Raw genomic sequence first — 14438 nt, forward strand, 5'->3', positions numbered from 1 at the left:
GTGTACCGGGGTATGGAGGGCACTGAGGGTGCCACGGGCCGTGCGGCATCGGACGGGGGCCCTCGGCGGTCACCCGGCCCGAAGACGACCCCGTCCCTGTGTCTTTCCGGCCACGATACGTCTCCACCGACCCCGGCGCAGGGCGGCGGACGCCACCTTTCCGCACTCCAGCGGCCCACCGGCCCACGCCCGCGACCCCCGGCTCCCTCGCTCCACTTCCGTCACTCCTCTCCCTGCTCCCGTCCCGGTTCCACCACCTCCCGCGCGGCCGGCTCCCGCCACTCCCGCAGCACTTCCTCCACCGCCCCGGCGATCCGCTCGCGCGCCTCGCGCCGGGGCACTCCGCTCATCAGCAGCCCGTCGTACGGCGTGTCCAGGTGGCGTACCGACGCCACCACCGCCGAGGTCACCGCCGCCTCCGACAGCGCCCGGCCAGCCGCGCTCCGCCCGACCCGCCCACTGCCCCGCAGGGCCGCGTGCCCGGCGACCGCCCGCGCCCGGCCGTCCGGACAGCCGGGGAACAGCCGCCCGATCTCCGCCGCGAACTCCGCGACGAACCGCTCGTCCTCCGCCATCCGGCGTCGCGCGTCCCGCACCCGGCGCCGCTGCCGGACCTCCGCGTCGGCCAGACAGCGTTCCTCCGCCCGCGCCAGTGCGGCCTCCTCCACCAGCAGGCCCTGGCGCTCGTACCGGCCACGCCGCCGCGCGAACCGCACCACCACCGCCGACAGCGCGCTCTCCTCCCGCGCCCTGCGGGTCAGCGCGGCATCCCCGCGCGGGAGGAACACCAGGTGCCCCAGATCCGCGCAGTCGAGGCAACGCGGCGCCCCGTCCTCCAGCACCAGCAGGGCCAGCGGCCCCTGCCGGCAGGCCACGCAGTGCTTGCGCTGCTGCGGCTGCACCACGACCGGACCGCCTCCGGCATCGGGCAGCGCGGGGGAGCGTGGCTCCACGGAACGGCGTGCACCTGCGGGACGTGCCATACGCGGTTCTTTCCCCAGCACCGGCCGGTCCTCCCCCCGCACGAGACCCGGCCACTCCTCCTTCCCTCCCCTCCTGGGCCTTCCCTTTCCGGCTTCCCGGCATCATGGGCGTGTGCGACTCGAAGCGATCACCTGGGAGCGGCTGGCCGAACGGCTCGCCGACCAGATTCTGGCGCTGGAGCCCGCCGACGGCAGCCCCTGGCCGCGCGTGGGCCTCGACGGAGCGCCCGCCGCGGGGCCGGGTGACCTGGCCACCCGGATCTCCGAGGCGCTCCGGGTACGCGGCCGGCCGTCACTGGTCGTCGGCGCCGAGGGCTTCCTGCGCCCCGCCTCCCTCCGCCTGGAGCACGGGCGGCGCGACGAGGAGTCGTACTACAGCGGCTGGTTCGACACCGGCGCGCTGTGGCGCGAGGTCCTCGGTCCCCTGGACGCGGGGGGCGACGGGCGGGTGCTGCCCGATCTGTGGGACCCGGTCACCGACCGCGCCACCCGCAGCTCCTACGTCCAGTTGCCGCCCGGCGGAGTTCTGCTCCTGCACGGCCCCCTTCTTCTCCAGCACTGGTTCCCGTTCGACCTGACCGTCCACGTCCTGCTGTCGTCCGGCGCCCTGCGCCGCCGCACCCCCGACCCCGAGCACTGGACGCTCCCCGCCTTCGCCCGCTACGAGAGGGAGACCGACCCCGCCGCGACGGCCGACGTGGTCGTACGCGCCGACGACCCCCGGCATCCCGCCTGGAACGGCTGACCTCGCCCGCCGGACCCGGAGGACCGGCGGGTCAGAACCAGCCGTTGCGCCGGAAGCCCCGCCACAGCGCGACACAGGCCAGCGCGGTGACGCCCATGATCACCGGGTAGCCGTAGTGCCACCGCGCCTCCGGCATGTACTCGAAGTTCATGCCGTAGACACCGCAGACCATTGTCGGCACCGCGACGATCGCGGCCCAGGCCGTGATCTTCCGCATGTCCTCGTTCTGCGCGACCGTCACCTGGGCCAGATGGGCCTGGAGGATGGAGTTGAGCAGCTCGTCGAACGCGGCGATCTGGTCCTTGGCCCGTATCAGATGGTCCATCACATCGCGGAAGTACGCCTGTATCTCGGGGTCGACCACCCTCATCGGCCGGGTGGCCAGGTCCTCCACCGGGCGCACCAGCGGCACCGCCGCCCGTTTCAGTTCGAGCAGTTCGCGCTTGAGCTGGTAGATCCGCCCCGGATCGGCCCGGCCGCCCTCCTCCGAGAAGACGTCCGTCTCGACCTGCTCGACATCGCCCTGCACCGCGTCCGTGACGTTCAGGTACTCGTCCACCACGTGGTCCGCGACGGCGTGCAGCACCGCCGAGGGGCCCTTGGCGAGCTGACGCGGGCGCGACTCCAGCTCCTCGCGCAGCGGGCCCAGTGAGCCATGGTGGCCGTGCCGCACGGTGATGACGAAGTCCTCGCCGACGAACACCATGATCTCGCCGGTGTTCACCACCTCGCTCGTCGCCGTCAGCTTCTCGTGCTCCACGTAGCAGACGGTCTTCAGCACCGCGAAGAGCGTGTCGCCGTACCGCTCCAGCTTCGGGCGCTGGTGGGCCTCCACCGCGTCCTCCACCGCGAGCGGGTGCAGGTCGAACAGCTCGGCCACATCGGCGAACTCCTCGGCGGTCGGCTCGTGCAGACCCAGCCAGACGAAACCGTCGCCGGTGTTGCGGACCGTCTTCACAGCGTCCACCACATCGGCGGAGCCCGGCACGCGTATGCCGTCCTGATACATCACGCAGTTCACGACCGAGGAACCCAGCGGCGACCTGGCCGGGTGGCTCAGGTCCACACGCGGCCGGCGCCGGGCCAGACCGGCCACCTTGCGCAGGCCGCCGACCTTGCTCAGCTTTGAGACTTTCCGCAGATTCCCCGCCATCGACATCTGGATCTCCTTGCCTGGATCTCCGCACCCCACACCATTCGTGCCCTGCCCGGTCAGTCTGCCAGTCCGTCGAGAAGGCCGGGGAAGCCTGTGGGAACAGCGGATTCCGCTTGGTTCCCGCCTGTGGACGGAGGGTCGGCCGCCCCGGACCCGGCGACCGGCTGGGACGATGCGGGACATGGCGCCATCGGACGGATACCTCCTGGACAACCGGCAGGCCGAGGCGGGCGAGCGCTTCGACGCCTTCGCCTCCCTCTTCGACCCCACCACGTTCCGCCACCTGGAACGCCTCGGCGTCGGCCCCGGCTGGCGCTGCTGGGAGGCCGGCGCCGGGGGGACCTCCGTCGTCTCCTGGCTCGCCCGGAAGGTCGGCCCGACCGGTACCGTCCTCGCCACCGACATCGACACCTCGCGCCTGGACACCGTGGCCCGGCCGCCGGTGGAGGTCCGTACCCATGACGTGGGCGCCGAGGAGCCGCCCGGCGGGGGCTTCGACCTGGTGCACGCCCGGCTCGTGCTGGTCCATGTCCCGGACCGGGAGGGGGCGTTGCGCTCCATGATCGAAGCGCTGCGGCCCGGCGGCCGGCTGCTGGTCGAGGACGCCGACCCGGCCCTGCAGCCCCTGACCTGCCCCGACGAGCACGGCCCCGAGGAGCGGCTCGCCAACCGGCTCCGCCAGGGCTTCCGCCGGCTCCTCGCCGAGCGCGGCGCCGACCTCTCCTACGGGCGCCGCCTGCCGCGGCTCCTCCGTGAGGCCGGGCTGCGGCAGGTCGAGGCCGACGCGTACTTCCCGCTCACCTCACCGGCGTGCACCGCGCTCGAACTGGCCACGGTCCGTCAGATCCGGGGCCGCCTGGTCGAGGCGGGGCTCGCGACCGACGAGGACATCGACCGCCACCTCGCCAACGTCGCGGCGGGCGGCATGGATCTGGCGACGGCGCCGTTGATCTCGGCATGGGGGCGCAGGGTCTGAGTACCGGCCTCAGAGGGTGTGCGGCGCCCGCCCGGCGTCGTCCGGGTGCGGGGGCCGGCCGCCCACCCGCCGCACCGCCCGCGCCCCGGCCCGGCACCCCCACTCCGCCGCGACCTCCGCACGGGCGCCCGCCACCAGAGCCGCCAGGAACGCCCCGGTGAACGCGTCCCCGGCCCCCGTACTGTCCGTCGCCCGAGCCGGTACCGCCGGAATTCGGGCGCTCACCACCCCCGACCGCGCCACCAACGCCCCCTCGGCCCCCGACTTGGCCACCACCACCGGCCCGAGCCCGCTCAACTCAGCCGCCGCCTCGGCCCAGTCGGACACCCCCGTCAGCAGGTACGCCTCGTCCCGGCTCGGCAGCAGCACATCGAGCTGCTTGGCGAACTCCAGGAACCGCTCCGCCCCGAACCGTGCGAGGAACCCCGCCGAAGCCGGGTCCAGACTCACCGGCACCCCGCGCGCACGCGCCGCCGCAAGCGCGGTCTCGGCCAACGCCCGGCTGGACTCGGCGAACAGCAGGTACCCCGACAGATGCAGCCGGGCCACCCCGTCGAGCAACCGCTCCGACCAGTCGTCCGGTTCGAGCCGCAGCGAAGCCCCGCTGGAGGTGAGGAACGTGCGCTCGGCCGCCGCCTCCCCGTCGACCAGGCAGATCACCGTGCCGGTCGGCTCCACCGGGTCCACCACCAGCCGCGGCCGCACCCCGGCCGCCCGCAGCTCCCGCTCGTGCCACCGCACCGCGTCCACGCCCACCCGCGCCAGCAGCCGTACGTCCGCGCAGCCCGCGTCGGCGGCCCAGCACGCCACGTTGGCGCCCGCGCCGCCCGGCAGCGTCCGGATCACGGCGGCCGTGTCGGTGCGCGCGGCGAGCGGGCCCCGGTGCCGGGCCACCACATCGGTGATCACGTCCCCGACGACCAGCAGCCCTTCCGCCGGGCCGCCGGTCACCTCATCGCCCACGCCGAGGCGATGCGCGCCGCCAGCTCCACATTGCCGCGCACCGCCGCCAGGTTGGCGCGCAGCGACTCCCCGTCCGTGTGCCGGACGAGATGAGCGAGCAGGAACGGGGTGACGGCCTGGCCGCTGATCCCCTCCTCCTCGCAGGCGCGCAGCGCCTCGGCGAGCACACGCGCGTGCAGTTCGGGGTCGAGCTGCTGCCCGGGTGGGACGGGGTTGGCCACGATCAGCGCCGACTCCGGTCCGCCGAGCGTGTCCTGTGCCCGCATGACCTCCGCGACCTGCTCCGGGTCCCGCAGCGTCCAGTCCACCGGATGGCCCGAGTCGGACAGATAGAAGCCGGGGAACCGCGCGGTACGGTAACCGGCGACGGCCACGCCCAGCGTCTCCAGCCGCTGCAAGGTGGCCGGCACGTCCAGGATCGACTTCACGCCCGCGCACACCACGGTGATCCGGGTCCGGGCCAGCAGCCCGAGGTCGGCCGACTCGTCCTGGGTCGTCGTCCACTGCCGGTGCACCCCGCCCAGCCCGCCGGTGGCGAACACCCGGATGCCGGCCAGCGCGGCCAACCGCGCCGTCGCCGACACCGTGGTCGCCCCGCTCGCCCCGGTGGCCACGGCGAGCGGCAGGTCCCGGTGGCCCAGCTTGCGGATGCCGTCCTCGTTGGCCACCCGCTCCAACTGGCCCTTGTCCAGACCGACATGGGGCTTGCCGTCGAGCACGGCGATCGTGGCGGGGACGGCCCCCTCGCGGCGGACCACGTCCTCCAGCTCCAGCGCCACCTGGAGATTGCGCGGGCGTGGCAGCCCGTGCGCGATGATCGTCGACTCCAGGGCCACCACCGGCCGTCCGGTGCCCGTCGCCTCCCGGACCTCCTCCGACAACACCAGCACCACGCGCCCGCCTCCCGTCAGTCGCCTCCCCTCATTCCTGGCGGGTGCGGCCCCCGGCCAAACGCCGTGCCCCGGAATCGGCGGTAGGCACCGTCAGAACAGCGGCTCGGGCAGCACGCCCTCCAGCGCGAGCAACTGCCGCTTCGTCTCCAGCCCGCCCCCGAACCCCCCGATCCCGCCGTCGCTCTCCACCACCCGGTGACACGGCACGACCACCGGCAACGGGTTGGCACCCATCGCCGTGCCCACCGCCTGCGCCCCGCCCGGCTGCCCGACCCGCCGGGCCAGATCGCCGTAGCCGACCACCGTGCCGTACGGGACGCCGTCCGCCAGTTCGCGCAGCACCGCCCGGTTGAAACCGGAGATCAGCGACCAGTCCAGCGGCAGGTCGAAGTCCTGCCGCCCGCCCGCCAGATAGTCCCCGACCTGCCGTATCGCCTCCGCCAGCAGGGGTGCGCCCGGTTCCTCGACCGGCTCGGTGCCGTACCGCGCCGCCAGCCGCCTCAGTGCGCGCTCGCGCACCGGCCCGGTGGCGTGGAAGACCACGTTGACCAGCCCCTGGCCGCTCGCGGCCAGCATCAGCGGGCCGATGCGGGTGTCCACGACCGCCCACACGACCCGCTGTCCGTCCTGCCCCTGGCTGTCCATGCCGACCACGGTACGACCCGGCACCGACAAGGGGCACTGACGGGGGAAGTCAGTCGGCGCTGAGCGCCGTGCGCACCACGTCCGGCTTGTTGGTGATGATGCCGTCGACGCCGTAGCCCCGGACCTTCCGCGCCGTGGCCGCGTCGTTCACCGTCCACGTGAAGACCCGGAGAGGCTTGCCGTGCGGCCCCTTCAGGGCGTGCGCCGCCGAGACGTAGCTCGCGGAGATGTCCGCGTACGCCGGATTGACCAGGTCGGCGAACCCGGCGTAGCCGCCCAGGTCGGCGACCTTCGGACGGCCCAGGTAGCCGGTGGTGAGCGCGGGCTTGAGCCGGTGCACGGTACGGATGCTGTCCGCGCTGAAGCTCTGCACGATCAGCCGGTTCTGGTGCGCGCGGTCCAGCCAGCCCTCGTTGCTCAGACTCTTGAGGATCTGCGCCTCGATGCCGGGGTAAAGCTCGGGGTTCTTGACCTCCAGCAGGAGTTTCTCGTGGTTGCGCTCGACCCGGCGCATGTAGCGATCGAGCGTCGGCACGCGCGCGCCCGCGTAGGCGGGGGAGAACCAGCTCCCCGCGTCCAGCCGGGCGATCTCCGCCGCCGTGAAGTCCTTCACCTTCCAGGGCGCCCGGCCGGGGAAGACGTCCTCGACGTTCGTGGTGCGCGCCAGGCTGTCGTCGTGGATGACGACCAGCTTGCCGTCCTTGGTCCGCTGCACGTCGTTCTCCACCCAGGAGAAGCCCAGCCTCGCCGCCTTGTCGATGGCGGACAGCGTGTTCTCGGGCGCGTACGCGGAGGCCCCGCGGTGGGCGACCACCGTGGGCTGGGCCGCCCTGACGGGCCGGCCGTCAGGACCGGGGCTCAGCAGGACCGTCGCTCCCAGGGCCGCGGTGGCCGCGGCGGCGACTGCGTGCGCGTGCATGCGTACTCCTCACGTCCGGCGAATACCAACAGCACCAGGGTGACAGCGCAGCGTCAACAGCACAGGAGCGCAGAACGGCCACACGATGAACGGCGGGGCCCAACTCCGTACACCGGTGCCGCACAAGTGGGGTAAGGCCGTGTTTCTTTGCCGGAATATCATTCGACCATTCCGGTGGCGGCCATACTCTCTCCGACAGTCCCGACCGCCACCGCGGTGCCGGGCAGGGGGAACATCGCGTCGGTGAAGGGACGCGAGAAGGCGAGGGACAGCCGCGCATGCGAGGCACGATCGACGGATTCAGCTATGGGGTCGTCACCCCCCTGGTGGGCTATGTGATGGCCTGCCTGGGCGGCGCCCTCGGCCTGCGCTGCACCACCCGGTCCCTGCTGGTCACCCACTCCTGGCGGCCCGCGTGGCTGGCCCTGGGCTCGACCGCGATCGGCTCCGGCATCTGGACCATGCACTTCATCGCCATGATGGGCTTCTCCATCGACGAGACGCCGATCCGCTTCGACAAACCGATGACCTACGCCAGCCTCGGTCTGGCCATCGTCATGGTGGGCGTCGGGATCTTCATGATCGGCTACCGGGGCGCCAACGGCACCTCGCTCGTCACCGGTGGCACGATCACCGGCCTGGGCGTCGCCTCGATGCACTACCTCGGCATGGTCGGCATGCGCTTCGACGGAGAGTTCACCTACGACATCACCGGCGTCGTCGCCTCCGTCGTCATCGCCGTCGTGGCCGCCACCGTCGCCCTCTGGGCCGCCGGACACGTCCGGGGGTGGCGGGGCAGCATCGGCGCCAGCCTCGTCATGGGCCTCGCCGTCAGCGGCATGCACTACACCGGGATGGCCGGACTCACCGTCCACCTTCACGGCACCCCCGGCACCGCGACCAGCGGCTCGCCGGCCGCCGTGCTCGCGCCGATCCTCGTCGGACCGCTCGCCCTGCTGCTCCTCGCGGCCGTCGTCGTGATGTTCGATCCGCTGATGGTCAAGGGCGCGCCGCGGCGCATCCCCGCGGAGTCCAAGCCGGGCGTCCCGGCCGCCGCCGTCCTCTCCCACCAGCGCGTTCGCCCGCGGCAGCGGCCGCACCGGGAGCCGGTCCACGCCGACGCCCACGGCGCCCGTACCCCGCAGCGCCACTGACTCCGGACCCGTTGTCAGTGGGGGGTCGTACGGTTGATGGCATGCGGCCCGTTTCAAAGATCGAACGCACGGTGGCGCCCTTCGAGGTCGTCAGCCCCTACCAGCCCAGCGGCGACCAGCCGGCGGCCATCGCCGACCTGGCCAAGCGTGTGCAGGGCGGCGAGAAGGACGTCGTACTGCTCGGCGCGACCGGCACCGGCAAGTCCGCCACCACCGCGTGGATGATCGAGAAGCTCCAGCGCCCGACCCTGGTCATGGCGCCGAACAAGACACTGGCCGCCCAGTTGGCCAACGAGTTCCGCGAGCTGCTCCCGAACAACGCGGTCGAATACTTCGTCTCGTACTACGACTACTACCAGCCCGAGGCGTACGTCCCGCAGTCGGACACCTACATCGAGAAGGACTCCTCGATCAACGAGGAGGTCGAGCGCCTGCGCCACTCGGCCACGAACTCCCTGCTCACCCGCCGTGACGTGGTCGTGGTCGCCTCCGTCTCGTGCATCTACGGCCTGGGCACGCCGCAGGAGTACGTGGACCGCATGGTCCCGCTCAAGGTCGGCGAGGAGATCGACCGGGACGACCTGCTGCGCCGCTTCGTCGACATTCAGTACACGCGCAACGACACCGCCTTCACCCGCGGCACCTTCCGCGTGCGTGGCGACACCATCGAGATCTTCCCGGTCTACGAGGAGCTGGCCGTCCGCATCGAGATGTTCGGCGACGAGATCGAGGCGCTGTCCACGCTGCACCCGATCACCGGCGAGATCATCAGCGACGACCAGCAGCTCTACGTCTTCCCCGCCTCCCACTACGTCGCCGGACCGGAGCGCATGGAGCGCGCCGTCAACGGCATCGAGAAGGAGCTGGGGGAGCGCCTGGCCGAGTTGGAGAAGCAGGGCAAGCTCCTGGAGGCCCAGCGCCTGCGGATGCGCACCACCTACGACATCGAGATGCTCCGCCAGATCGGCACCTGCTCCGGCGTGGAGAACTACTCGATGCACTTCGACGGCCGCCTCCCCGGCTCCCCGCCGAACACCCTGCTCGACTACTTCCCGGACGACTTCCTGCTGGTCATCGACGAGTCGCACGTCACCGTCCCGCAGATCGGCGCCATGTACGAGGGCGACGCGTCCCGCAAGCGCACCCTGGTCGACCACGGCTTCCGGCTGCCCTCCGCGCTGGACAACCGCCCGCTGAAGTGGGAGGAGTTCCAGGAGCGCATCGGACAGACCGTCTACCTGTCGGCGACGCCGGGCGCCTACGAGCTGTCCCGCGGCGACGGCGTGGTGGAGCAGATCATCCGCCCGACCGGCCTGGTCGACCCCGAGGTCGTGGTCAAGCCGACCGAGGGCCAGATCGACGACCTGGTGCACGAGATCCGGGAGCGCACCGACAAGAACGAGCGCGTCCTGGTCACCACGCTCACCAAGAAGATGGCCGAGGACCTCACCGACTACTTCGTGGAACTCGGCATCCAGGTCCGCTATCTGCACAGCGACGTGGACACCCTGCGCCGCGTGGAGCTGCTGCGCGAGCTGCGCGCCGGTGAGTACGACGTCCTGGTCGGCATCAACCTGCTGCGCGAGGGCCTCGACCTGCCCGAGGTGTCCCTGGTGGCCATCCTCGACGCCGACAAGGAGGGCTTCCTGCGCTCCGGCACCTCGCTGATCCAGACCATCGGCCGCGCGGCGCGCAACGTCTCCGGCCAGGTCCACATGTACGCCGACAAGATCACCCCGGCGATGGAGAAGGCCATCGACGAGACCAACCGGCGCCGAGAGAAGCAGGTCGCGTACAACAAGGCCAACGGCATCGACCCGCAGCCGCTGCGCAAGAAGATCAACGACATCGTCGCGCAGATCGCCCGTGAGGACGTCGACACCGAGCAGCTCCTCGGCACGGGTTACCGGCAGCAGAAGGACGGCAAGGCGGCCAAGGCGCCGGTGCCCAGCCTGGGCGGCAAGGCGACCCAGGACGCCAAGGCGAAGGCGGCCAGGACGAAGGTTAAGGGCAGGACGCAGCCGACCGACCAGCCGGCCGCAGAACTCGCCGGGCAGATCGAGGAGATGACGGACCGCATGCGCGCCGCCGCCGCGGAGCTCCAGTTCGAGATCGCCGCCCGGCTGCGCGACGAGGTGTCCGAGATGAAGAAGGAACTGCGCCAGATGCGGGAGGCCGGTCTCGCCTGACCCTCCCGACCCGTCCGGACCTCGGCATACGGGCCCAGTGTTGCAACACCGACACAAAGCGCGGGCCGGGGTTCGGCACGGTCGGCGACGCTGCGTAGGGTTCTGGGCAACCGCGCGATGCGCGGCAACAGGGGAACACCGAGAGGGGACTCAGCCGTGACCGTCAACATGACCAAGGGCCAGGCCATCAGCCTGGAGAAGAAGGACGGGGCCACCCTGACCGCGGTCCGTATGGGTCTCGGCTGGCAGGCGGCGAAGCGACGCGGGCTGTTCGGCTCGCGCACCCGCGAGATCGACCTGGACGCCTCGGCGGTCCTCTTCGCCGAGAAGCAGCCGGTCGACGTGGTCTTCTTCCGCCATCTGGTGAGCGACGACGGCTCCGTGCGGCACACCGGGGACAACCTCGTCGGCGGTGTCGGGCAGGGCGGTGACGACGAGGCCGTCCTGGTGGACCTCCAGCGGGTCCCGCCCCACGTCGACCAGATCGTCTTCACGGTGAACTCCTTCACCGGGCAGACCTTCCAGGAGGTGCAGAACGCCTTCTGCCGCCTGGTGGACGAGACCAACGGCCAGGAACTGGCGCGCTACACGCTGGCGGGCGGCGGCGAGTACACGGCGCAGATCATGGCCAAGGTGCACCGCCAGGGCGCCGGCTGGACGATGACCGCGCTGGGCGAGCCGGCCAACGGGCGCACCTTCCAGGACCTGATGCCGGCGATCCTGCCGCACCTCTAGGACCCGCCCGGCGCGCACCAGACACGACCACAGGGGGACGGCGATGGTGGCCGAACTGGTGCGGGGGCAGAACCACCCGCTGCCTCGGACCCGGCTGGAGATCCTGATCTCGGCCGAGGTCCCCGTGCTCGTGGCGGCCGCTCTCGGTGACGAGGGCGGCCGCGTCCATGACGGCCACGGGATCGCCCATCACGGCACCCCGGTCCTCCCCGGCATCGAGGTGCCCCGCGCGGCGGCCGCCGAGCACTGTCTCTCCGCCGACCTGCGGGAGCTGTCCGAGGCGGTGCACCGCGTCACCGTGCTGCTGGCGCTGCCGGGGATGGCAGCGCGGTTCGGCGCGACCGCCGCCCCGAGGGCGACCGTCACCGATGCCGACGGCACGGAGATCGTCTGCTTCACCCTCGCCGGGCTGGACGCCGAGTCGGCCGTCGTCGCGCTGGAGCTGTACCGCAGGCAGGGCGGCTGGAAGGTGCGGGCGGTCGGCCAGGGGTACGCGGAGGGCCTCACCGCACTGCTGGCGGACCTTGGGCTGTCCGGGGCCAGCGAAATGGCCGAGGCGACGCACGAAGCAGGGCGCCTCGGCGCGGCCCGGGCCGCCGCTCCGCCGAAGGCCCGCCCGTCCGAGCACGGGCCCGTCGACTACACCCACCCCGGGCGACAGGGTCCCCCGCAGCCGCAGCCGCAGCCGCAGCCGCAGCCGCAGCCGCAGCCGCAGCCCATCGCGGGCGACGCGCCGGGCTGGTCCATGGAGGAACGGCTGTACAACCAGGTCTGGGGCATGTTCGAGGACCTGGCCCGTTCCACCGCCGCCCTCCGGAGCGCGGCGGACTTCGCCGCCGCCCGCCTCGACCGGGAACTCGACGAAGCCCTGGCCGACCCGCGCGCCAGGATCGGCGGCGCCGGGGAGGCGGCACGGGAGACGGCCCGGGCCAAGCACGACGAGCTGATGGGCCGGGCGCAGGCGGCCCACGACCGCGACCTCGCCCAGCTCACCGCCGAGGCGGAGGCCGTCGAGCCCGCCCTGCCGCCCGCGTACGCCCGCTGGGACAGCCCGGTCTGGCACGGGCACCGGATGCCGGCCGAGTTGCCCCGGGCCGTACGGCTGGGCGACCTCCACCTACCCGAGAGCGCGTCCCTGCGCATTCCGATGCTGGTCAGGCTGCCGCTGGAGCGGGGCCTGTGGGTCGACAGCGGCGCCACACAGGCCGGCTTCACGGACTCGGCCGAGCGGCGCCGGCTGGCCCTGGAAGTCGCCGTTGCCCTCGCCGCGCGGCTGCTCGCCGTCCACCCGGTGGGGGAGTTCTCCGTGGAGGTCATCGACCCGGCCGGGGCCGGAGCCGGACCGCTCGGCGCCCTGACCCGGACGGGCGTGCTGACGGGACCGCCCTCGAGGGGCACGGCGGGCGTCGCGCAGGCGCTGGAGTCGCTCACCCGCCGGGTCGACCTCGTACGCATGGCGATCGGCGGTGGCGCCACCGAGGCGTTGCCGGACGGCTTCGACACCGCCCGGCGGCTGCTGATGGTCAACGACTTCCCCCAGGGCTTCGACGACCGCGCTCTGACCCGGCTCCGCTTCCTCGCCGACGAGGGCCCGGCGGCCGGGGTCCATCTGCTGCTGGTCGCGGACCGTGCGGACGCCGGGGAGTACGGGCCTTTGCTCGACCCGCTGTGGCGTTCGCTGACGCGACTCACGCCGTCACCCGACGACCATTTCGCCGACCCGTGGGTCGGGCACGCCTGGACCTTCGAACCGTCACTGCCGCCGCAGGGCGGGGCGGTGCTTCAGCAGGTGCTCGGCGTGGTCTCCGCAGCCAGGATCAAGGGAAAGTAAAGAGTCTCTGAGCTGCTCACTTGGTCTTTACTTTACTTTTCTCTTTACTCTTCCTTGGTGATTGCGCTACCGTATTCGTGCGGAGGGGAGTACTCCCTGATGCGGCGACCCCGTCAGTACGAATCCCCATGGATTCCGGGGCGCCGGCCCGTCCCTCGGGTGGAAGAGACCTCCGGCAGCGACAACGCTGATGTTTGCCGTGACGTGATGCCGGAGGTGCAGTGGACGTCTCGATGACCCTGTGGGTCTTGACCATCGTGGGGCTTGCAGCCCTGATCGCGGTGGACTTCTTCATCGGCCGCAAGCCGCATGAGGTGTCCATCAAGGAAGCCGGTATCTGGACAGCCGTCTGGATCGCCCTGGCCGGGCTCTTCGGCCTCGGACTGTTCTATTTCGGCGGCGCCCAGCCCGCCGGGGAGTTCTTCGCCGGCTTCATCACCGAGAAGTCGCTGAGTGTCGACAACCTCTTCGTCTTCGTCCTGATCATGACGAAGTTCGCGGTGCCCGCGCAGTACCAGCAGCGGGTCCTGCTCTTCGGCGTGCTCATAGCCCTGGTCCTGCGGGCCGTCTTCATCGCGGCCGGCGCGGCGATCATCGCCAGCTTCTCCTGGGTGTTCTTCATCTTCGGCGCCTTCCTGATCTGGACCGCCTGGAAGCTCATCCAGGAGGCCCGCGCCGATCATGAGGACGAGGAGTACGAGGAGAACAAGCTGCTGAAGGCCGCCGAGCGCAGGTTCGGTGTCGCCGACCGGTACCACGGCACCAAGCTGTGGATCGAGGAGAACGGCAAGCGGGTCATGACCCCGATGCTGGTCGTGATGCTCGCCATCGGCACCACCGACGTGCTGTTCGCGCTGGACTCCATCCCCGCGATCTTCGGCCTGACGCAGGACCCGTACATCGTCTTCACCGCGAACGCCTTCGCCCTGATGGGTCTGCGCCAGCTCTACTTCCTCATCGGCGGCCTGCTGAAGAAGCTGGTCCACCTGTCCTACGGCCTGTCGGTCATCCTGGGCTTCATCGGCGTCAAGCTGGTGCTGCACGCCTTGCACGAGCTGGGCGTGCATGTCCCGGAGATCAGCATCCCGGTCTCCCTGGGTGTGATCTGCGGCGTGCTCGTCATCACCACGATCACCAGTCTCATCGCCTCCAGGAAGCAGGCCGCCGCCGAGGCGGCCGGGGGCGGCGGCGCCAAGGACAGCATCGACGCCTGACCCGCCACCCCCGAGGGGTGGGCGACCCGTGCGGA

General features: G+C 71.7%; 13 protein-coding genes. 7 read left to right on the top strand and 6 right to left on the bottom strand.

The genetic code is table 11. The features are described from left to right. Positions 1–221 precede the first annotated feature (221 nt). Positions 222–953, bottom strand: coding sequence for a DUF2293 domain-containing protein (locus tag E5082_RS07930; protein WP_229918668.1), 732 nt, complete (start codon positions 951–953; stop codon positions 222–224). A 142-nt stretch (positions 954–1095) separates the two neighbouring features. Here E5082_RS07930 and E5082_RS07935 point away from each other — a divergent pair, with 142 nt between their 5' ends. Next, positions 1096–1728, top strand: a complete 633-nt coding sequence (locus tag E5082_RS07935; protein ID WP_135790545.1) for a nucleoside/nucleotide kinase family protein — start codon at positions 1096–1098, stop codon at positions 1726–1728. A gap of 31 nt (positions 1729–1759) precedes the next feature. On the opposite strand, the gene E5082_RS07940 is transcribed toward E5082_RS07935, so the two are convergent. Further along, the gene (locus tag E5082_RS07940; RefSeq protein WP_135790546.1) at positions 1760–2887 is read right to left on the bottom strand and encodes a magnesium and cobalt transport protein CorA; all 1128 of its coding nucleotides are present in this window, start codon (positions 2885–2887) and stop codon (positions 1760–1762) included. A 178-nt stretch (positions 2888–3065) separates the two neighbouring features. Between E5082_RS07940 and E5082_RS07945 the strand changes: the two genes are divergently transcribed. Beyond that, positions 3066–3860: a methyltransferase domain-containing protein gene (locus E5082_RS07945; protein ID WP_135790547.1), complete on the top strand. Its 795-nt coding sequence runs from the start codon at positions 3066–3068 to the stop codon at positions 3858–3860. 9 nt (positions 3861–3869) lie between these two features. Here the strand turns inward: E5082_RS07945 and E5082_RS07950 are convergent, their stop codons facing one another. From E5082_RS07950 to E5082_RS07965, 4 genes are all read right to left on the bottom strand, one after another. After that, positions 3870–4823 (bottom strand): carbohydrate kinase family protein, encoded by a 954-nt coding sequence (locus tag E5082_RS07950; RefSeq protein WP_135790548.1) that lies wholly within the window; start codon positions 4821–4823, stop codon positions 3870–3872. Next, positions 4808–5716 (bottom strand): pseudouridine-5'-phosphate glycosidase, encoded by a 909-nt coding sequence (locus E5082_RS07955; RefSeq protein ID WP_190045168.1) that lies wholly within the window; start codon positions 5714–5716, stop codon positions 4808–4810. Before E5082_RS07955 ends, E5082_RS07950 begins: the two co-directional genes overlap by 16 nt. A gap of 90 nt (positions 5717–5806) precedes the next feature. Beyond that, positions 5807–6361, bottom strand: coding sequence for a methylated-DNA--[protein]-cysteine S-methyltransferase (locus E5082_RS07960; protein ID WP_135790549.1), 555 nt, complete (start codon positions 6359–6361; stop codon positions 5807–5809). 49 nt (positions 6362–6410) lie between these two features. Continuing rightward, complete coding sequence (locus E5082_RS07965) at positions 6411–7280, bottom strand: glycerophosphodiester phosphodiesterase (protein ID WP_135790550.1); 870 nt, start codon at positions 7278–7280, stop codon at positions 6411–6413. 278 nt (positions 7281–7558) lie between these two features. On the opposite strand from E5082_RS07965, the gene E5082_RS07970 reads away from it, so the two are divergent. The 5 genes from E5082_RS07970 to E5082_RS07990 all read left to right on the top strand — a co-directional run bounded on the left by E5082_RS07970 (position 7559) and on the right by E5082_RS07990 (position 14403). Next, positions 7559–8434 carry an MHYT domain-containing protein gene (locus E5082_RS07970; RefSeq protein ID WP_135790551.1) on the top strand — a complete coding sequence of 292 codons (876 nt, stop codon included), beginning with the start codon at positions 7559–7561 and terminating at the stop codon, positions 8432–8434. A 41-nt stretch (positions 8435–8475) separates the two neighbouring features. Continuing rightward, a complete protein-coding gene (gene uvrB, locus E5082_RS07975; RefSeq protein ID WP_135790552.1) occupies positions 8476–10623 on the top strand; it encodes an excinuclease ABC subunit UvrB in 2148 nt (715 codons plus the stop codon). A gap of 156 nt (positions 10624–10779) precedes the next feature. Then, positions 10780–11358, top strand: a complete 579-nt coding sequence (locus E5082_RS07980; RefSeq protein ID WP_030809798.1) for a TerD family protein — start codon at positions 10780–10782, stop codon at positions 11356–11358. Between the two features lie 43 nt (positions 11359–11401). Next, entirely contained in the window at positions 11402–13189 is a 1788-nt protein-coding gene (locus E5082_RS07985) for a TerD family protein (protein WP_135790553.1), read from the top strand. Between the two features lie 233 nt (positions 13190–13422). Beyond that, complete coding sequence (locus E5082_RS07990; RefSeq protein ID WP_167514006.1) at positions 13423–14403, top strand: TerC family protein; 981 nt, start codon at positions 13423–13425, stop codon at positions 14401–14403. The last annotated feature ends 35 nt before the right edge of the window (positions 14404–14438 follow it).

The organism is Streptomyces griseoluteus, from assembly GCF_004784465.1.
GTDB lineage: Bacteria > Actinomycetota > Actinomycetes > Streptomycetales > Streptomycetaceae > Streptomyces > Streptomyces griseoluteus.